Annotated in this window: 20 protein-coding genes and 2 pseudogenes; 5 read left to right on the top strand and 17 right to left on the bottom strand. The window is 41.4% G+C overall.

The genetic code is table 11. From position 1 onward, the window contains the following. Positions 1-91: 91 nt before the first annotated feature. The 6 genes from ACFI6J_RS17310 to ACFI6J_RS17285 all read right to left on the bottom strand — a co-directional run bounded on the left by ACFI6J_RS17310 (position 92) and on the right by ACFI6J_RS17285 (position 3,427). The gene (locus ACFI6J_RS17310) at positions 92-427 is read right to left on the bottom strand and encodes a hypothetical protein (RefSeq protein ID WP_061439117.1); all 336 of its coding nucleotides are present in this window, start codon (positions 425-427) and stop codon (positions 92-94) included. 69 nt (positions 428-496) lie between these two features. Beyond that, positions 497-892 (bottom strand): hypothetical protein, encoded by a 396-nt coding sequence (locus ACFI6J_RS17305; protein WP_015066045.1) that lies wholly within the window; start codon positions 890-892, stop codon positions 497-499. Further along, on the bottom strand, positions 864-2,441 hold the full coding sequence (gene tnpC / locus ACFI6J_RS17300; protein WP_061486062.1) for an IS66 family transposase: 1,578 nt from the start codon (positions 2,439-2,441) through the stop codon (positions 864-866). The genes ACFI6J_RS17305 and tnpC overlap by 29 nt, the downstream gene beginning before the upstream one ends. Positions 2,442-2,464: 23 nt before the next feature. Continuing rightward, entirely contained in the window at positions 2,465-2,800 is a 336-nt protein-coding gene (gene tnpB / locus ACFI6J_RS17295) for an IS66 family insertion sequence element accessory protein TnpB (RefSeq protein WP_012518757.1), read from the bottom strand. Further along, entirely contained in the window at positions 2,800-3,084 is a 285-nt protein-coding gene (gene tnpA, locus ACFI6J_RS17290) for an IS66 family insertion sequence element accessory protein TnpA (protein WP_061486061.1), read from the bottom strand. Before tnpA ends, tnpB begins: the two co-directional genes overlap by 1 nt. Before the next feature lie 82 nt (positions 3,085-3,166). Further along, positions 3,167-3,427 (bottom strand): hypothetical protein, encoded by a 261-nt coding sequence (locus ACFI6J_RS17285; RefSeq protein ID WP_462558343.1) that lies wholly within the window; start codon positions 3,425-3,427, stop codon positions 3,167-3,169. Between the two features lie 422 nt (positions 3,428-3,849). Between ACFI6J_RS17285 and ACFI6J_RS17280 the strand changes: the two genes are divergently transcribed. Beyond that, positions 3,850-4,056, top strand: a complete 207-nt coding sequence (locus ACFI6J_RS17280; RefSeq protein ID WP_156085781.1) for a 4-fold beta flower protein — start codon at positions 3,850-3,852, stop codon at positions 4,054-4,056. 61 nt (positions 4,057-4,117) lie between these two features. On the opposite strand, the gene ACFI6J_RS17275 is transcribed toward ACFI6J_RS17280, so the two are convergent. The 4 genes and pseudogenes from ACFI6J_RS17275 to ACFI6J_RS17260 form a co-directional block, all read right to left on the bottom strand. Beyond that, positions 4,118-4,948: a hypothetical protein gene (locus ACFI6J_RS17275; RefSeq protein ID WP_156085782.1), complete on the bottom strand. Its 831-nt coding sequence runs from the start codon at positions 4,946-4,948 to the stop codon at positions 4,118-4,120. A gap of 70 nt (positions 4,949-5,018) precedes the next feature. Further along, positions 5,019-5,753, bottom strand: a pseudogene (locus ACFI6J_RS17270) (DUF3387 domain-containing protein); the annotation flags it as partial. Beyond that, positions 5,733-6,194, bottom strand: a pseudogene (locus ACFI6J_RS17265) (WYL domain-containing protein); the annotation flags it as partial. The pseudogenes ACFI6J_RS17270 and ACFI6J_RS17265, both read right to left, overlap by 21 nt. A 72-nt stretch (positions 6,195-6,266) precedes the next feature. Beyond that, on the bottom strand, positions 6,267-7,271 hold the full coding sequence (locus ACFI6J_RS17260; RefSeq protein ID WP_156085784.1) for a DUF429 domain-containing protein: 1,005 nt from the start codon (positions 7,269-7,271) through the stop codon (positions 6,267-6,269). Positions 7,272-7,399: 128 nt separating this feature from the next. On the opposite strand from ACFI6J_RS17260, the gene ACFI6J_RS17255 reads away from it, so the two are divergent. Then, entirely contained in the window at positions 7,400-8,158 is a 759-nt protein-coding gene (locus ACFI6J_RS17255) for a DUF2034 domain-containing protein (RefSeq protein ID WP_156085785.1), read from the top strand. A gap of 21 nt (positions 8,159-8,179) precedes the next feature. After that, a complete protein-coding gene (locus tag ACFI6J_RS17250) occupies positions 8,180-8,929 on the top strand; it encodes an NYN domain-containing protein (RefSeq protein WP_012516807.1) in 750 nt (249 codons plus the stop codon). Between the two features lies 1 nt (position 8,930). On the opposite strand, the gene ACFI6J_RS17245 is transcribed toward ACFI6J_RS17250, so the two are convergent. The 6 genes from ACFI6J_RS17245 to ACFI6J_RS17220 form a co-directional block, all read right to left on the bottom strand. Beyond that, positions 8,931-9,224 carry an RNase H1/viroplasmin domain-containing protein gene (locus ACFI6J_RS17245; protein ID WP_101563297.1) on the bottom strand — a complete coding sequence of 98 codons (294 nt, stop codon included), beginning with the start codon at positions 9,222-9,224 and terminating at the stop codon, positions 8,931-8,933. A gap of 58 nt (positions 9,225-9,282) precedes the next feature. Continuing rightward, entirely contained in the window at positions 9,283-9,690 is a 408-nt protein-coding gene (locus ACFI6J_RS17240; RefSeq protein WP_044445991.1) for a DUF2787 family protein, read from the bottom strand. Positions 9,691-9,966: 276 nt separating this feature from the next. Beyond that, positions 9,967-10,434, bottom strand: coding sequence for a DUF6641 family protein (locus tag ACFI6J_RS17235; protein ID WP_156085786.1), 468 nt, complete (start codon positions 10,432-10,434; stop codon positions 9,967-9,969). 18 nt (positions 10,435-10,452) lie between these two features. After that, positions 10,453-12,483, bottom strand: a complete 2,031-nt coding sequence (locus ACFI6J_RS17230) for an AAA family ATPase (protein WP_156085787.1) — start codon at positions 12,481-12,483, stop codon at positions 10,453-10,455. A 12-nt stretch (positions 12,484-12,495) separates the two neighbouring features. Then, positions 12,496-13,389, bottom strand: coding sequence for a tyrosine-type recombinase/integrase (locus ACFI6J_RS17225; protein ID WP_156085788.1), 894 nt, complete (start codon positions 13,387-13,389; stop codon positions 12,496-12,498). Between the two features lie 121 nt (positions 13,390-13,510). After that, the gene (locus ACFI6J_RS17220; protein WP_156085789.1) at positions 13,511-14,137 is read right to left on the bottom strand and encodes a hypothetical protein; all 627 of its coding nucleotides are present in this window, start codon (positions 14,135-14,137) and stop codon (positions 13,511-13,513) included. 324 nt (positions 14,138-14,461) lie between these two features. On the opposite strand from ACFI6J_RS17220, the gene ACFI6J_RS17215 reads away from it, so the two are divergent. Both ACFI6J_RS17215 and ACFI6J_RS17210 read left to right on the top strand, forming a co-directional pair. Next, positions 14,462-16,570, top strand: coding sequence for a DUF3987 domain-containing protein (locus ACFI6J_RS17215; protein WP_156085790.1), 2,109 nt, complete (start codon positions 14,462-14,464; stop codon positions 16,568-16,570). 168 nt (positions 16,571-16,738) lie between these two features. Further along, complete coding sequence (locus ACFI6J_RS17210) at positions 16,739-17,959, top strand: hypothetical protein (protein WP_156085791.1); 1,221 nt, start codon at positions 16,739-16,741, stop codon at positions 17,957-17,959. A gap of 257 nt (positions 17,960-18,216) precedes the next feature. On the opposite strand, the gene ACFI6J_RS17205 is transcribed toward ACFI6J_RS17210, so the two are convergent. Beyond that, positions 18,217-19,866 (bottom strand): ATP-dependent nuclease, encoded by a 1,650-nt coding sequence (locus ACFI6J_RS17205; protein ID WP_156085792.1) that lies wholly within the window; start codon positions 19,864-19,866, stop codon positions 18,217-18,219. Positions 19,867-20,017: the final 151 nt, after the last annotated feature.

Below are 20,017 nucleotides of genomic sequence, written 5' to 3'. Positions count from 1 at the left end.
TCGCTACCGCGAAAGCGGGAGTCTGTTTAAGACAAGTAGACGCTCGACGCCACCTAAAGCGGTGATTAAAAGTTAGCTAACGGGTGAAAAGTTAAGCACCCACTTTGGTGTCCATTCCTGGGGGTTTCATTGATACTGCTTTTTGTGCAAATACTGGGAAAGTGGCACCTAAGTACAATGCCGCGATCCAAGTTGTTACGTTTCCAGAGCTCGTTGCGAATGCTGTAATTATTAATGCACAGGTAGGCAGGATTACAAGCTTAACAAAATAGAATAATTTACACAGGTCAGTTCGTTTCGATATCTCTATATTCTGTCGTTGTATAAGATCAACAATAAAAGGGAAAAAACCACCAAACAAACCGGCTAAGTTAATGAAAGTATCCTTAGCAATACCAAACCCTAGAAGAGTAATTTCAGTAGACACGATTAAGTAAAGCCCCCATAAACCTCTCAGAAACACCGTAAGCGATCAATATAGACCGTTGTGATTCGTTTAGTGTTTGAGGCTATCTTCGTTTAAGGAGATGCGTTCTATATCTAACCGTGCTTCACAGCCGAAGATAAAGTCCCCTTGCTCTTCTCTTATCCAGTGATCTCCAACCGCGCGGATATCATCGCTAAACTTGGTCTTCTTTCTTTTTATCAATCGTTTTACTTGAAGTTGTCCTTCTTTAGGCGCTTGAGAGAGTGCATCAAGCACCATTTTTTCATTTTTGTCTGTGTTGTGCCAAGTGTCCAGTACGATGGCATTCCACACGGTTATTATCGTCAGCATAGCATCTTCCATTTCTGACTGGCTGTAATCAGCAGGGAGTGCATTTAACACTCCTTTACCGAACTCCATAATTGTGGCTGAGATTTTAGTGTTGGGAAGTGAGTATTTTGACATCGCTGACTAACCTGTTTTGATTGTATTTTTGTTTCCAGAGCCGCGGCGTAAGGTCGATTACGTCCCTGGCCGGATGTAATGCCACGCGTTGTAATACATCCACCAGATAATGGTAGGGATTAACGCCTTGCAGTCGGCAAGTCACCATCAGGCTTTGCAGTATGCCCAGTTGTTCAGCGCCAAGTTCAGACCAGCAGAACAAATAGTTTTTTCTCCCCATGGGAATAACACGCAGTGCCCGCTCAAGATGATTGGTATCCATGGGTAAGGCGGGGTTACCCAGGAACACTTTGAGTTGGCTTTCTCGCTCATGCGCATAATGGAGTGCCTTGGCGAAGGGAGATTTGGGCAGTAAATCAGTGCGTTGTCGCTGTCGATAGACCCACCGGAAGAAGTCGGTAACGAGTGGCTCGCTGTGTTGTTGCCGGTAAGCATGGATATCGGCCAGGTCTAATTGTTTATGCCTGATGTGTTTTTCATGCCGGTAAAGCGTGGCGATGATATCCAGTGCCTGCTGCGCGGTGTGCGGCTCACTGTCGAGGGCTTTTTCAAAGCCCCTGCGCATGTGTACCCAACAGGCTGCGTGCACAATCTGTTGTTCTTGTTGGTTTATCTGCGCTACCGTTTTGGTGTAAGCGGCATAGCCATCGGTGAGCAAGGTACCGGTAAAGTCCTGTAACTGTGCTTGGGCATGCAACATGCCCCGGCTGTGGCTCCAGGTAAACGCCACTTCATCACTGTCACCGTACAGGGGCCAGAAGTAGGTTTGTTTCATGTGTCCGGGTTTTCGGCCAGCGCCTTTAGTGCGACCTGCTTTAATGGGTACTTCATCCATGGCCAGTATTTTACTTTGCAGAATGTGTTGCCACTGGGCTTTGGCGATGGGTCGAAGCAGCTCAATGCCTTTTTGTATCCAGTTGATTAAGGTGGCCCGGCTAAGGGTAATACCGCTATCCAGCATCCGTTGATGTTGGCGGTGAAGCGGTAAGTGATACACCGCTTTATCAACCATCAGTCCGGCGAGCAGTGAGACATCGCAGTAACAGCCTTCCAGCACATTGCCTGGCGCTGGGGTATCCTTAATGGTTTGCGTGGTTTTATGACGCACGACCTGTCGACGGAATCTCAATACCACATAACTGCCAGGCTGTTGTGCTAAGCGACAGGTTTCTTTGGTATCCACTAATTCATACTGGTCGGCATCCGCCCCCTGTAATTCTGGCGCAGGTATATCAATAATCTGTTGCGGCACTGTCTCATCAAAACGCAGGCCTTCATCATTCAAATCCGAGTCGCGACGTTGCTTTTGTGAGGAACGAGTATGTGCCTTCACCGGTTTTGTTTCTGCCGGTAAGGTGAGGGTTTCCCCCTCATCAAACAAACTGCTCTGCGCCGGATTATCCGCTAACACCTTTTCAGACTTACGCCCGAACAACTGACGTTTAAGCCAGTCGAGTTGCTGCTTGAGTTGCGCAATTTCATCGGCTTGACGAGCAAAGGCAGCCTCAATTTCAGACGGTGAAAGGTGACTAATAGAGCGTGTTTTCATGGGCTAAATTATAACAAAATCAGTTAATTAAATCGCCTGTTTTGTTTGTCTTTTTGCCAGTAAATCCCATCAATCAAACACTGTAACTGAGCGCTGTTTAATGGTGTTTTTGCTGTGCCGTCAGTGACTTTGGCGAAGGTACCTCTTTCTAGGCGTTTGCTCCACAAACAATAACCGCCCTGATGGTAATACAATACCTTTAGCTGGGTGCGGCGTTTATTGATAAACACAAACCAGTCACCACAATGCGCCTGCATGCCCAACTTGCTCTGTACCAGCGCTGCCAACCCATCAAACTGTTTGCGCATATCGGCATTGCCGGTGTACAACCAAATACGCCCATTAGATAAGGGTAACATCAGGCGGCTCGGTTCATCCGCAGCACCACACCACCGGGTAATACCAGTTCAATCTCCCAGGTAGAGCCTGCACTCTGGTTCCCGCTCGCTGGCATATCAAAAGCAAGCCAGTTATCCTGCTGCGCAAACTGTTGACTATCATCGCTCAGCTTTTTACGCCACAGATAAAAATTTGATACTGTTAACGCATGCTGTGCACAAAATTCACTGACTGTCAGCTCGCTTTCTGCTTGCTTATCAACCAATTCCTGCCATTGCTCACGTGTACGTCTTTTTGTTGCCATCAGTAAAGTCTCCGTTAGTAAAATCTACGGAGGCTATTTTACGGAGTAGCACCGCAGGGAAAAGACGGTCTAAAATGATCGCTTACGAAACACCAGCTGTTTTTCTGTATTTTTTTCTTGTGCTGAATAAGCGATGTCCAGCTCTATCTGTTCTATGGAGTTGTACAATCTCGTCAGAATGCTTTTGTATAATTGCTATGATTTGAGCCTCAGATAACCCGGTCTCTTTTGCAATACCTTGCAAAGTCCGATATTTATAATCTTTGTTTTCTAGAGAATTAAGTATCTTCGAATAAATTGTAACTGGCTTTCTCTTAGCTTTTTTCTTTGCAACGTGCGCCACAACTCCTCCTTGGTTTATAACGAGTTAGTAAAGCGCGATTTACGCGTTTTTCTGCCAACGAATCGCAAAACTTTTATACTTTCTGTATTGATAGCAAATTATCTGTCATATTGCTACATTAAGAAAGAATGGTGATCGGGATAACATCGTCTAAGAACAAAACCCCAACATATGTAAAACGTACAAGCCAGATTTTTGCTCTCGCACAGATAACGAGCGAATAATTGCGCATCTTTATCTTTAAGTCGCATTACCACTGGTCTATTTCTCGCTTTTACCTAAGCCAGTTTGATTGCTTTCAAGACGATTAACATCAACTAATTTTGAGTTTTTTCCCGCACGTTGTAGTGATTTTATGGGTATAGTGAAAAAACCGGAAACCACGAATTTTCCCCATTTTTTCAGATTGACTAGGAGTAAGAATGTATAAGCAAGTTTATGATGCCAAAGGCAATCACACAGGGACATTTGATGGGGAATACGTTTATGATTTATCTGGCAAGATTTTATATCGTGTAGATAATGATGAAGTTTACAATACTATAGTACCCTGTAAGTATCTCGGCAGCTATGAAAATGGTCAAGCGACCAAAATTGATGGTTCAAGCCTTTTTCGCGTAAGTGACTAAGTTTTAGTTAGTTTTTTAGATATTAATATTATTAGCATTTAGTCAGGCTTTTTTAGTCAACTTACGTTGAGATTATACCCTTAGGAATCGGATTCTCAGGGTAGTCTTCAACCGCAGCCAAGAGCTCATTGAAACGAGCGTACTTGAGCAGATTCGTTTTAGCCATTTTGTTGATATGCTTAGAATAGTAATAGTCCTCCAAAATCTCTTCACAAAACCCAAGTAACTCACTTGCTCTCAATTTGGGGCATCCTAAACCTCTTACCTGCGTAAGTTTTTCAACTATGTTTTTTATACTTGCGTCAAGTAAATCTAATTTTTCTTTAAAATCCCTAGATGCTGTCACATTGTCACCAGTGGCTGATGCTCTAGAGGCTAAGTAACCTTTTTCCTTGGCAATATCCATAAGCCCATTATTGGAAATAATTTCAAATAGCGTAAAGTTTCCAATCTCGTAGTTATTTTTATGGGAAATGTCTAGAGTTAGCTTTTCATCCAAATATTCCCTGAAATTTAAGGCTGACATTTTGGTGTCGGAACCTTCTTTTTGAAAATCTTCAAGTAAATGCTCATATAGACTCATGTTTACTGTAGACTGATGGACGCCTCTAGTAAGCTCCAACTCTTCAACTACTTTACCCAGTTCTTGCCTTTGCAAAAACAATGAGCCAATGAGTAGGACTATAGTCAGAAAGGAGAAAATCGGGTTTAGCAAGCCGCCAATGAAATCTCCGAACTGTGCAAACATCTCCTGAGTGCCGAGTTCGCCGGAAAAAGTAAAGAAATACAATCCAAAAACAATGATCATAAATATCAGCGCAATACCGAATACCAAGCCTAGTAACCAGTAAAATCCTTTACTTATCTCTCTACTCGTATTTTCCTTCGCCATAAAAATCCTTTAATTACCCAGTAATAGTGATGCAAGTCCACAACGAACAAGACTATACAAGTCTTACTATTTAGACCTGTCCCCTATTCTTCTTAAAGTTCTCCGCCTGCTCGAAGATTTCCTTATACACCTCATCGCGATCGACTGGTGGGTAGCCGTGCTTAGCTAACAGTATGATTAAATCCACTTTCAACTCTGCTTTAATATCGTCGCGCTGACTCCAGTCCGTGTACTTGGCCTTGTCGTCCACAACTTCTTTTACTGCCTTCGCTAGCTCCAGCAATTTATCATCGGGGTAGTTGAAGTCGTATTTGGCGGCTAAGGCAAGCAGGATGTCGTAGAACGCTTTCTCCTCGAAGTTGATGCCCATGTCTTCGAAGGAGTTCATTTCGGTTCTGAGGTCGTTGTACATGTTGATGATTTCGTCCGAAAAATCTTCCAGTACATTGCTCACCAGTACGTCTTCTTCTTTTCACTCGTTATATTTTTCAACCAGTGATTTAAACCGCTCTGAGAAATCAAACGCTTTGGTTTTATTGACCTTTTTAAACTCGCCCAAAGCTTTTGCCAGCATCTGCTGAAGCAACTGAATTTTGGTATTAGGCTGCTTTATCTTTTCTATCTTGGCAAGGTAATCATCGTCAAAGATATCTATGCCATCTTGGCCTTGTCCAAGCTTAAAGATTTCTTCAACTCCATCAGCCTTTAATGCCTCGGTGATCATTTCGCGTACTTTGGCATTCATCTGCGCGGTATCTGGCGCATTGCCTTTTGTTAGCTTGTACACGATGGAGTGCGGAACAAGTTCTCTGGCATTCGAACCGCTAGAAAGTGACGTGTAGATAACGCTAACCGCTTTATTATTAATAATGGCCTGAACAAGGCGCGCTACGATAAAGATATCTGGCACATTCAGACTAGACGGTGCCTCTACTGGGAAATGAATATCACCAATAGCATCGAAACCATCGGAGATATCGTTGGCAAGTTTGGTTAGGGTGCGCCTTGCGTCGTGCTCGAAAACAGGTTTGAACTGAGGAGTCTGGAAGTATCGCTTTTCTCGTGAATCGTAAGACAGGTTATCCGGTGCAAGCTCTTTGTAAATACCGAAATCGCGTGAGCCTGCCGATAAGCCGACCTGAAAACGATTAACTAAGTCCTGACGATAAATCGCACCTTTAAACAATAGGCAAAAGTCGATGTAGGCAAGGCGCTGTTTTTGAGCAAAGCTGATAGAGTCGAGCATCGTCCCTGTTTACGTTTCTATACTTTAGCTCAGTGTGGTTTATTTTGAGACGGTTGTAAAGCATGCACGCGTCTAACTGCTCATAAATCGGCGCTTAAACTCCTTCTTCCTTTCTTCAGGCTCGACCTCTGTTAGTCCAGTGCAGCGATGCGCTGCATGCGCATCCCACCCAAACGGCCATCGTTTAAATTCATGCTGATGACAGGCAGGACAAGAACGCTTATTTTCTGCATTGGAGACAACCTGTTTTGTCTTGGTTATGGGAATGGGCTTTGTCGGTGGCTTTGCAGATATACCGTTTATAGGCTTAACTTTTGGTATCCAGATAGCATCGCCTTTCTCTGGGTCACCAAAACAGGTGCGCTCCATTTCGGGTAAGCTGGCTACCCATGCGGCACTATAGGCGTCCACTCTATCGTGCATCGAACCAAGACACATGTTGGCTGCTTGTTCCCAGTCTTCGTTAGTTATCGGCCAACCCGTATATTGCGACATGGCAGATAATTGTAACTCGGCCTGATTCCCTTTGCTTTTATGGATATCAGCAACGCCTAATTGTTTGACTGTCGCGTGTGGATAGACTTCTATGCACTCAGCTATTTTGCTTAGCCGCTCGTTCAGTGCAAAACCTAATAGCATAAATATTTGATGAGCATGTGGCAGGTTTTGTATTGGCTTATCTGCTTGCAGATGATCAATACCCTTTGCCTTAATGGCTTCGAAATCGTCTCTCGATGGCGTTGTGTAACAATTGATGCCTGCCTTATCGAGTGCCTGTTCCGCGAGCCTGCGTTTAAGCCGGTTATCTCTTGGTCTAAGTGGTGAGTCAATGCCAATACGAACAGGATTCAACTGATAGGTGACGCATACCGTTTCAATGTAGCGCGCGACATCGTTTGCAAATGTTTGATTTACTTTTTCGTGCAGTGTTAGAGCGTTTCCCAACCCTCTAGGTGGTTTTATTTGGTAATTAGCTAATGGAAACGGCAATAATTGTCCATTTTGTCTGGTGCAAATCACCAGCGGTAAATACTTATCTTTCGCACAAGCGACATCAATGCCGATAAACACGTCCATGTTTACCTCTCCTATTTCTCAAAAACCTACCGTCTATTGTTAGACGATACTACACGATTGAAATTAATACCCAATCAAGATATTGCTTGAGTTAATATATTTTTGATATTTAACAAGGATGTTCAATTATGCCTAGAAAAACCACATCTTTTGCTGACCTTCTTTTCCAAGCGCCATGGTGGGTTTCAGTTATAACATCGGCAATTACCTATTTATTGATGGGCCATTTACTACCTTCTATCGAAACGGATAATCAGCTTATCAATATGGTATTTAAGGCGCTCGCTGTTCCTGCGCCTTACTTTGCAATTTTCATATTACTCATTGCTCCATTTTCATTTTTTAATGCTCGACGTAAGGCCAAGCAATTAGATGCTCAAAAGAGTATTGAAACTATACGTCAGCTGCACTGGCGCAACTTCGAAGAGCTAGTGGCAGAAGCCTTTCGTAGACAAGGGTATCGAGTAACCGAAGGTGGGTTTGGTGCTGACGGTGGAATTGACCTAGAGCTTAGGAAAGGTGATGAACGAGTCATCGTTCAGTGTAAACAATGGAAAGCGCAAAAAGTTGGTGTCAGTGTGGTACGCGAGATGCTTGGCGTGCTCACTGCCAGCAACGCAGCCAAGGTTGTCGTAATTTGTTCGGGTAAATTCACCCAGCAAGCTATAGATTTTGCCTCTGATAAGCCCATTGTACTCATTGATGGAGGCGAGCTGCTTTCACTTATCCTTGATGTGCAAGCGGAGCCAAAGGTAGAGGAGATAAAAAAGACCGCTTGCCCTAGGTGCGGAAGTGATCTTGTTGAACGGCAAGCAAAGCGTGGAGCCCATGCAGGCAATACCTTTCTAGGTTGTTCTGCCTTTCCTAAATGTCGTTACACAGAATAAGTATTTTTAAGGATAAAATTGATGAAAGACTTGGATGTTCACAAAAAAGTAGCGGTACTAATTGATGCTGATAACGCTCAGCTGTCGAAACTTTCTGCCATTTTGGATGAGATATCAGCACACGGCCATGTTCTCATCAAGCGTGCCTACGGGGACTGGTCTATTGATGCGTTGAAGAACTGGAAGACGCCTCTTAATGAATTAGCCATACAGCCGATTCAGCAATTTGCTTATACAACGGGTAAAAACGCAACAGATGCGTCGATGATTATTGATGCAATGGATTTACTCTATTCTGAAAAAATAGACGCATTTGCTTTAGTATCCAGTGATAGCGACTTTACTAAGCTAGCGTCACGTTTGAGAGAGTCAGAGAAGTTTGTGTTTGGCGTAGGTGAGAAAAAAACGCCAGTGTCATTTCGCAACGCCTGTGATGACTTTATATTCACCGAAAACCTAGAGGCTGGTCAGGTTTCTAAATCAGGTAAACCTAAACAGGAGCAAAGTAGCGCTGGTAATGGTGCAGAAGAGCTAATACCAGCAATGCTTAAAGCTTGGGAGTTATATCAGAATGATGATGGTTGGGTGAATGTTAGTCCAGTTGGTAATTTTCTAAAGCGTGCTAAACCTGATTTTGACCCGAGAACTTATGGTGCAGCAAAAGTGACCGATATTGTTTCTAGTCTTCCTACCGTCTTTGAAATGACGAGACAGAAAGGAAAAGGGACGACACAAATTATTTTGTACCGTCCTATCTTCGCGACCACTTAGCCTAATCTAATTCCCAAGGAGGAAGATCAACGTTTTCCATATTCGGCTTTAGAGGTTTCTTTTGCTTGGTTTTGCGTTTTGCCTTGAGCACTATTTTGCCGTCGTCTAAAAAGCGTCTGTAGGCGCGTTTTGCTTCTTCGATAGACGCGAAACCTTGGTAACGGCTTCCTGAGTAGCCATTCACTAAGGCTTTAGTTTCTTTCCATGATTTGTAAACTCCCGGCGTTCGACCTTTAAAGACTACATAAGCGGCATACCTGCTAGTGATGTTGTAGTTGGAAAAGCATCTCGACATGATTACCTCCTTTGGTTTGTCAGCTTTCCCAATGTGTTTACACTTTTATGTTTTGTAGCTACTCGGATACCGATATCGAGAAAACATCTAATTCCAGCCAGTAATGCAAGAAGTTACCTTCCCATATTTGATACATATCGGTTGCTTGCTCAATAGGAAACACACCGAACAGGTTTTGAAAAACACCTGCATCGAAATCAAAGTCGAGGTCTTTTGCTAACTCTGCATAGGGGACATTTCCTATATAGGCAAAATCCGTGACGTAGCAAAAGTGCCATGCGTTATTGCGTTTCTCCAAACGAATCTCTACAGGGTGAAAACCACCGTTTTCAGCTGAGTAATTAAGGTCTCTGAAGTTAATTGTCACGCTTGTTTGTGACATGCTATGCTGCACAAGTAAATCGACGAGTGCTTGTGCAAATCGCTTTGAGACAGGCAAAGCGAGTCCTTCATAATGAATATGCATAATAAAAAAATCTTCTAATTGAAATCCATGAATGTGAGTGCTGCCTAGCGCGTCTGTACGACGCTTTCAAGCAACTAAGTAAAGTAGCTGACTAGCAATTTGCAATGTCTACTACGTCGCTTTCAGTAGCGCCATTCGTTATGCTTCTGAAAAGCTGGCGCTACGTAAGTGCGACTTACTTTTGTAAGATAGACAGCACTCGATTCTTGGTTCGCTATCGTTGTTCGCGCAATCAAGAGTTAAGGACGATATCTGATGAGTAGAGCAGGGGACTAACTACGATTTTGCTAACTTTGCGTTGACCGGAGTTTTACCCTTGGTTTCAGCCTTTGGCGGCGATATTAAGAACTCATCAAGCTCTCCTTTTTCTACCGCGCTTATTAAGATGTCGATGACCTCGGGAAGCTTTTCTTTATCGCCAACATCTATGGCTGGTTTTCCCTTTTGTAACTCTATTGCTCTTATGCCCACTTTTACTTCAAGGAAATAATGGTTATCGGTGTCGTAGTACCAAGGACGAACAGTAGCCTGCCAACGCTTTTTAATCCGCTCTCCTGTTTCTGGATCTTTGACTGTTTTTTCTTTGTATGCCACGAATGGTGTGCCTTCAAGCATACAAGTGGCGAGCTTTTTTTGCTGTTCGAGTCGGTTGATTAGCTTCATGCGCTTGTTCAATACCGGTGGCTTTTGCTTAACTTCAGGACGAGCGATAACCTTGAGCGAACTCAATACAGATGTAGTCATAATGTTTACCTTTGAATGTTAAGGGCGGATAAAGCCCATTGAGGTGTGTTTCTGCTTACGCAGGTTTTCGTCTGCCAACAGGTTGATGGCAAAGTCACGAATTTGAATTTTGGGTTGAAACTTCTTTCGACGAGCCAATAGAGCGAAATCACCGGGTGTAAGGTTGCGCAGTGAAGATAGCCTTTGTGTTTCAACTTCCTTGAGCGTTCTTACTCTAGTGAGCTTTTTGTACAACTCTATTACTTGAGTCGATGTAAGATATTGGCAGTCTAGTTTGAAATCGAACCGACGTAACACGGCTTTATCAAGCTTGTCGGAAAAGTTAGTAGCAGCGAATAAAGGCTGTGTGAAACACTCTATTTGCGTTAAGAACTCATTAACCAGCTGATGTTCGTGATGGGCAGTAAGTGCCTCGCGTGAGCTTAGTAAGCTATCCACTTCATCAAGCAAGATTACTTGCTCTTCATCATGAGCGCGTTGAAATAGTTCTGCTACCTTTTGCTCACTTTCGCCCACCCATTTACTTAAAATATCAGAGCATTTAACACGCTGCAGTTTCCTACCATGTAGCTCTGTCAAATAGTGCGCGAAAGCGGTTTTTCCTGTTCCTGGAGGACCTGAAATCAATGTTCTCGCTGGCTGGTTGTGTTTAAGTGCGAACGCTATCTCGTTGAGATACTCCTTTGACTGCTTAATATTTAAGTAGCTCGTATCGAAAGGTAGCTCACTTTTGTACTCAAGTTTATTTTGCCATTGCTCCGTTGCTCTAAGTGACGCTTCGACAACTTGACCGATTACAGCTTCTGCGCGAGCACGTTTAGCGTTTACAGCGTGAGCGACATGTGTTGCGTTAGCAACAATTGCTGGCGTAATGTTCTCTGTTTGACTAATCATTTTTCGTGCTGACGAAGAAACACTCAAGCCGTGATAGTAAGGCCGCGTTATCTGTTCGATTTCTTCTGGTCTCAACGTAGGAACGTCTAATACGAGCTTGAATCGCCTTATAAAGCTTGGCTCAAGATATTGGATATGGTTTGTAATCCAAATGCAGGGAATTTCGTTTTGCTCAATGAATCGCTGTAGATGTTCTTTACTGTATTGGCTGTCAGCACAGTCGAATAAACTCTCGCATTCATCTACCAGCAACATAGCGTCTGCCTTATGCGTCAGCAATGATTGAAGTAACGCTAAATAACGAAGCCTTTCTTTGTTTGGAAAGCGGCTATTGAACTCATCTTCAGAAAAATTGCTAGCAAGTGCAGTAGAACGAATTTCGTAAAGTGTTCTATCGCAGTATTTGGCAAGTGTCCTCGATAACTCTGTTTTACCTGTTCCTGAAGCTCCATAGAGCAAAATGCTTGCTCCAGACTGTCTAGACTTACTAGCAGCAGTGAGATATTGCGACAAAAGCGCAGTATTTACGTGAGGAAAATCATCTAATGTGAAGCTTGCGTCGGGCGAAGGATGCAGCAACGGTGCTATTAGTGTTTCCCTTGAGGTAATTGTTTCACTTAACAACGTTCGAACAAGTGCTTTTGGCATTGCGCCATATTCGAAGGACAAAAAGTCTGTATCAGGCAGAAAACCATAATGATTGAGCTGCGCAGTTGCGTGAAAAAATAGTTCGTCACTGATGCCTGAAATGTCTTTGAGGATTTCGTTTAACGAAAGGTGGCTTGTTTGCATGTGCACCTCAGAAGAAAGCGCTCTAATCCACTTGTTAACCTGCGAGAGTAAGGCGAACTGAATCAGTAACTCGGTTTGCTTAGGCAAGTCCATCACGGTTCTGATATAGCGACAATTTGCTAAAAAGGTTTTCGTTACCTGAGGCTGAGTATCAGTAATAGTGAGGCAAGCTTTGTAATTGACGTTTTTGCTTCTACCTATGAAAAACGATTGGGTAGATACCTTGCTACCACGTAAGTTACTGGCAAGACTTTTACCGAGTATATCGGTATCGACTAAAGGCAGATAGTTGAGTAATCGCTTGCCCCATTCACATGCAAGGTAATTAAGCTCACTCGACTTATTGAGTACTTTATATGACATGCTAGTGCCCCATTATTGATAGGAAAGTAGAGATGCAGCCTCTTGCATCACTTTTTCATTTCGCTTGTCGTACATGATGGTTGTACTGATATCCTCATGCCCTGCCATTTGGCGCACAGTGTTTATATCTACATTTTGTTCAAGTAATCGTGTGATAAACGTTCGTCGAAGGTCATGCGGCGAGACTCCTTCTACGCCAATTGATGCTAGCGACTTTTTAGTGAGTGAATAAATAGAGCAAGATGACAAAGCGGTGTTGGGTTTAATATTTCCACCTTTTGCGACACGAACAAATAGATGACCGTTACTATCACCTCGAAGTGCTAGCCATTGATTCAGTGCAAGTTGCGTCCATGCTGGCAGATGAACAGTTCGGCTCTTGTTACCTTTTCCTTTTCTGACGATCAGAGCAGTACCTTCGATAAAGTCTTCTACCAAGAGTGCTACTAGTTCACTTCGTCGTAACCCTGTGCCTAATAGAGTTGAAATTAATGCATAGTTTCGAATGCCAAGAATAGATGTATCGCGTTGTAATTTTATCAACAGCTTATTGACCTGCTCAGTTGAGAGAGGCTTTCCATTATGTTTGCCGTGATTCACTTTGCTGATAGCCCGAAGCTGAATTGACTGCATTTCTGGTACGAGCCCAGACAGTACAGCTATTTTTACGATACTTCTGATTGCTATCATTGCTCTGTTGATAGATCTAGCTGACCAACCCTGAGTAATAAGTTTCGTTTTGATATAGGTAGCTTGTTGAAAGTCGATATGATGATATTTATCTGTTCGCTCTTCATCAGTCCAACCCATCATGTCTGCGATGCTATTTAGTTGTGAAGCAATAGAGCGCTGACTATTAGGCGCAAGTCGACCTAAATACAGCGCATAGGGGTAAGCTGCATTCATAAAATGCTCCGAATTTGAAGTTAAAAGTATTGAATTTGAATGGAAGTGCTTAGAAAGCGAAGAAGATAATATCAGGCGATTTTAGTGATTTATATGGCTGTTTTGTCCCAGCAAAAAATAGTTATTTTGTTGATTTCCCCCAGCGTTTAGTGAGATCTATTTTGTTGAACCGCTCATTGAGACGGATGTGTACCATCTTTGCGTCTTCAGACAATAAAACTTCCTGATATCTATATTCAAACCCTATCCTATTTACAGCAAGGTTCTCTTCACATAATTCTGTACAAGTTATGTAGAAGAAACTGTGTAGTCTATTGAGCAAACTAATAAGACGTGATGTATCTATGTCCAGCCGACATTTCTTAGCAATGCCTAACAGACTTTGCTTTTCCAAAAAGTCATATCCAAACTCACAGTTGCGAGTGCCGTGAAAGTAGAGCACCCCATTTTCTCCAATTTGTGACATATGGAAGTCAGACATTGGTATGAGAAGAAAGCTTTGGCTTCCTAAGTTGTGCTCAAGTAAATGAAACAGTAAAAAGCCGAGCCGAATATCGTCAGCATTAAGTCTCGGATTTCTGACTAAATTTTTTAAGTAAAGGTCGAAAGCTTGCTGGGGGGATTTCATTCTGCTTAGTTCAATATTTACATCGCCACTACGACCAAGCCCTGTCGCTTGTTCTAACGCCTCACGTTTAGCGTTGTCTGGCACCAGTCTGATTCGGCTTTCTTCCGTTCCTAATTTCATAATCATTTAACTCCGAACTATTGGAAAGTTTTTTATTTTAGCTTTCTCAGCCTATCAGTTTTTTTTGTCAATAAGAACAATAGCTTAAATTGATAAATTTTCTCTAGCATAAAGATTGACTAGCACACTTTTAAACGTGTCAGAAAAAAATAGAAAAAAGGTACGGTCTATTTCTACTAAGTAATTGATATTATTTAATTTTTTAGCTTTTTTATTGGCTGTTTAATAGGCTTTTTTCACTGAGGACAACACTACTACACATCCGGAAAATAGGTTTTGATTTTACACACCGTATGGTCATCGAATTAATTTTTTGGAGCAAAAATGATGAAGAAAGTAACAAATATTTCTACGTTAAAAAGAATGGGGTTTAAGGGCATCAAAGACCTTTACGAGCTAATTGAAATAACTGAAATGAATTCAGCAGAATTAATTTACTGCGCGCCTGATGGAAGTACTAGAAATGTCAGGCAAAATCTAAGAGTAGCTGAGGGCTTAAAATGGTTAAAAGATGAAAATAATGAAGGGAGAAAAGCCTTTGTTAAAAACAATAAGTGGCTGGAACGAAGAAGAGTAATAGGGATTCAAGGATCATTCAATCTCGATAACATTGAAGAAATACAATTTTTGAGAAAAGTGTCTCATGCCTCTGTCATTAAAAAAGTTGGGTTAACGAAGTACAGCGTTATTTGGTTCGTCTTTCACGAAGATGAGGAGCAGCATGAAAAGTTAACCAATGCCTTAAAAGCAGAAAATGAAGGCTGTAAACGTGCGAACGTTATAACCTATTTTCCGATTCAACTTTCGGGCTCGAAGAACTGGGATAGAGGCGAACTTGCGTATGAGCAATGGTATAAGTATCAGCCCCTCACGCTAGTAGAATTTGTTCTTAAGAACAATTTAAACGTGTGGGTGCCGCCAGCTAAATTAAACCTATATGAGGGTAGTAGCGAGGCATTGCCTCTTGATGTATTACCTAAATTAATGCAAGAGACTGTAAAAAACTTTAGCAAAGCCTATTGTTGCCCCCCTGAGTTTGCTTTCGTTCCACTTGTAACGATGATTGGTTCAGTCATCGGTCATAAAATTCACGTCAAACCGAGAAAAAATAGTGATTTGGTGATTGCGCCAAATTTCTGGGCTATATCGATAGGAGACTCAGGAGCTGGTAAATTTCCTGTTCATTTACGGATGCGGGAATTTTTTGGCCCACTCAATGATAAAGCTTCGATGGACTACGATGATGCCAATAAGCGGTATGGAGCGCAGCAAAAAATAGAGAAAATACGTGAAAGGATAAATTCAGAGCATATTAAACAGCGCATTATTGCTATCGATAAAATCTTAGACCCTATAGAAAAAAGAAAGATGGAGGAATTACTAGCATCTGAAGTAACTGAAAACTCAAGACAGCCTCAAAAACCGTCGTTAGTACGTTATACAACCAATAAGGCAACATATGCCGACTTGCAACGCACACTAGGTGAAAATCACAATGGGATTTTGATGGACCTAGAGGATCTAAAAGGATTTATTCATCAGCTTCGAGGCTCCAAGGGATTTGAATATCGTTCATTCCTATTGGAGTGTAATTCGGGGTTTGGTCAGCATGATATTGATAGGTTAAACATGGGCACTACGTATGCCAGTAACATGCTCTTGTCGATTTTTGCAACCACCAAACCATCTGTTGTTTATCCACATATTCGAAATACTTTAAAGGGAAGTGAGGAAAATGATGGACTGTGGCAGCGCTTTAACATTCTTGTTCATCCGAAAAATACTGACAAAGTTTCATCTGCTTCCGGAGAAGTGGAAGTATCATTAATTTCGAAAGTACAGAGTCTCTTTTGTTCAATCAATCAATGCGATTTCGGCTTCCAGCCAAATCTTGGCCTGAAGGAACGCAGCGTTTGCTTGTCAGTGCAAGCATTGGGTGTTTATAAACAGTGGTACAGAGAGATTACTTCCTTCAAAAGTAAAAAAGACGTCAATGATGTGTACCAAAACTACCTATTAAAATATAAAACGCTAGTGCCTAAACTTGCACTGCTTTTTGAAGTGGTTGAAAGTTTTGACGATGCGAATCAAGTTATCGGCCCTATAAAAAGCGTTTCCGAAACCTCAGCTAAAAAAGCCGTCAGAATTGCAAAATTTTTGGAATCTCATGCTCGCCACGTTTTTGACGTTAGAACAAATGTTGATACTGCTAATGCGATACTCATTTTAAAACGGATAGATCGACTCCCGCCCAAATTCTCGGCTCGTGACATAGCGCAAAAGAATTGGAGCGGACTAAACACAAACACCGATGAAGTGAACCGAGCCATTATGGTTTTAGAGTCTGCGTTAGTGGTTCGAAAGGCTACAAATTGTAGACAGAAACCATTGTGGGAAGTGAATCCTTATATCACTGAAGCTGGTTCTCAATGATATAAACCTTAGTAGTTGTTTGAGGTGCATTTTTAGTTCAACAAAATGCACACTCAACACCTTCACTTTTAGTTGTTAATCTCTGTAATACCACTGTAACTATCTATTAATACACACTATTAATATACGGTATAGGCAGACACTTCTACGTATTAAAAGAGTATTTTTATGGCAGATCGCAAAAATACACAGTCATGGATTCGTAGCACTTTTGATAAGTCTCGCTATGAACTTATTAACGACAAATACAATTCGCAGCTGTTGACACTGCTTGATTTGGATAATACTGAACCAAGTTTTAAGCAAATTAATAACGTTACAGCAAAGCTTCAAGACAAAACATTATGCCGATACCAGGCCATGTTACTGCAAATATATTGTAATGAACCGCAGCGATATCTGAGATTAGATTGCGACCAAATCACACTGACAGTGAGGTGTTCAATAAAGGATATCGATTCACTACTCAAACCTATTGGTGCTAAAAATAAGTCTCGCATTTATAAAGCAGGGACAGCGGCAAAGCCAGCAGACTTCACAGTTTTTCCTACCTCGACCTACGAACTCAATGGTGGAGGCTCTGGGCTTATTTACGGCAAACCATTTTATTCACACGGATTCGAGTTTCGGTTCAACGGTGATAGTTATAAGTCCCTGTTCTTATATTTAGAAGGGAACGAAAAGGAGTCCGGTAAGTATTCTCTACGATTATCGTTTAATCCAAATAAGCTAACACGGGATGAAATAAAGCAGGCGTTAATTCATGTTCAAAAACGTATTGGCGGTGAATACCGGTATACGCAATTATTCAGTAAGGCAAAGGTGACAAGAATCGACTTCGGCATTCTATTACCTGGTGTTTCATCAGCGTTTGTACAAGCGTTCAGAGACAACGCAAAATCTATAAAGTCACATTGTATACCGTTCAATGGACAACAAGTTGTCGAAACTACTTATCTAGGTAGCAAGTCTAACGCTAGTCACTGCATCGTGTATGAAAAACTACTCAAAGAAAGTAAGTGTTATCCAGAAGTTAAAACAGTAATCGATAGTTTAGCTGTCACTACGCGTATTGAGGTGCGTCACCTTTTATATAAAGAGAGGCACGAACTAGATGTAAAACAAATGCCAGAGTTTCCTTCAAGGTTGAAGCAAGTCAGGATTATATCGCCTAGACATTTTCACTTACTGAATAACGAGATGTTACAAGAATTGCTTACTGACAAGCGACAGGAAAGTGTAAAAATTATGCGGAAAAGTATTCGTAGCGAGCTTATAAAAAGCAGAAAAAGATTGAGAGTGCATAAGATTGATCAGAGGTGGTTGGAAGAAGAACAAACAATAGTAGCGAATTCCTTGATGAGTTTAATAATAAACCCAAATAGCTGAACGCTAATTTTCCAAGACTTACTTACTCTTGATTTAGCTTTTAAATACTAATTTATCAATATCGAGTAATCTCCAATATTTACTAGTGAATTGATATTAAGTAACACTGATAAAAAGCATCGCAAAAAGTTAGCTTTTTGACTTGCCTAAGATAGGTAGCGTAGAGCTTATTAACGCTACCTTTACCTACTATAACCTAAAGAACTAAATGATTAGAAATATAGCTACGATACTGCGAAACTCGCTTTTAGCTAATGCTATTCAACCATAGCGTCTAGCTCTGCGTGTGTTGTATACAAGCCTTTATGAGTACCATCCAAAATATCGTTTAACGAATTACGTAAGGCCGTATATTTCGCATCGGTTTCAAACTTTGCAGATGTGAGGTGAGTAAACAAATTGTAAGGCTTATCTTTTTCCGGTGCTTCATTGAGATAGAACCCTTCAAAATCAGGGTTGTGTACCACTGTTTGCACACGGCCATTTGCTTCATCTGCTAGAGTCCTAATCTTCAGGTTTATTGACCACATTGCGTTAGCCTTTCCAACCTTATTCAATTTCGTGTCGAGGTCATGCACAGCGATTGCGTTTGCGTTGAATTGATCAAATATTTTAATAAAGGTTGGAATATTAGCTTTACCTCTACAATTTATAACGCAGTATTGAGCCTCTAAACCACTTTTCTCAATAATATACTGATATGCAAGGTATTCCGTGTCACCTTCAACAAGTATCGAATTTGGGTAGAAGAAAAATTCATTCACTGTAGGGCAGCAACGGTTTAGCATCTTTAAATTGTCTTTTTCGTCATCACTGAATTTTGCTCGATCTGTCTGGAAGTAAAATACGTTTTCTTGGTTGTTTGAAACCTTGATCAGAGTGGTGTGATCTTGAGTCAAGTCGATAAAGATAGGCGAATGGGTAGTGCAAATAATTTGCCAGCCTTCTATGTCAGCCAATGCGTAGATTGCTTTGCGTGCAGCTTTAATTATCGAAGGGTGTAAATTGATTTCGGGCTCGTCTATCAAAAGAATTTTTGGGTTTTCATCGTGAATTTTCTTTGTCCCTTTCTTTAAGAGGCCTTCACTGCATAGAGCGTTAACTGCTGACCATAAGAAAGCTCTTTTGATGCCTGTTCCTTGATGTTCTAATGATGATTGATGGTTACTTGTCTTTATAAAAAACTTACTTCCATCTTTGATAGCATCTTCGACTTTAAACTTACCTACGCCAGTTTCGAAGATTACAGATGAACCAGAAAATAGCTTATTAATTTCGAGTTCAATTTTCGAGCTAAGTTTACCAATGCTACCTGATAACTCTTTATCTACCTCTTTGGCAAGCTTTTCAATTTCGGCTACTATACCCGCAACTTTTGTTCTATCGTCCTTAACCTTTTTAGCTGCATTTTTGGACGCTAGGTCTTTTACTATCTTTTCTAAGGCTTCAACTCCGTCATTTGGATTTAATCTAATAGGGGTAGGTAATCTACTTTGCAATAAAGCGTCCCAGCCACCAGCACCACCTTTTTTCCAATGGTTGGTTATGGAACTAAAACTATATTTAACACCTTTTTCATCAGGGTTTTCCCACCTGATCTGAAACTTTGCACAAGAACCAAAATCTGGGTCGTTCAGTAGGAGCCACTCTCGACCAAAAGTGTCAATATCTTCTTGAGTTAAATCTGTAAAAACACCTGTGATAGATATTGGCTTTTTAGCATCTCTGCAATGAAAGTAGTCGATACTCAGCGGACTACCCAAGGAAACATAAGACTCGTATGCATCAAGAATTGTAGATTTACAGCTATTGTTTGGACCTACCAAAACAACGATGTTGTCTATTAAAATTGTAATTTCGTTACTAATGCCTTTGAAATTCGAAATAAGGATTGCTGAAAGTTTCATAAACGTCCTTGTTGTCTTAAATATTCTGACTACTGTTTTCGAAGACCGTAATTAAAGATTCATCCAAATAAGGACCGATCTCGCTAAAATCGTAAATGCTATTTATGTTCTTATTGCTAATGATCCTTCTGCATTTTAATTTAGTTAAAAA

The sequence above is a fragment of the Alteromonas sp. G4i13 genome, assembly GCF_054960505.1.
The sequence above is the reverse complement of the archived record's forward strand: the minus strand, read 5'-3'. Positions and strand labels throughout refer to the sequence as shown.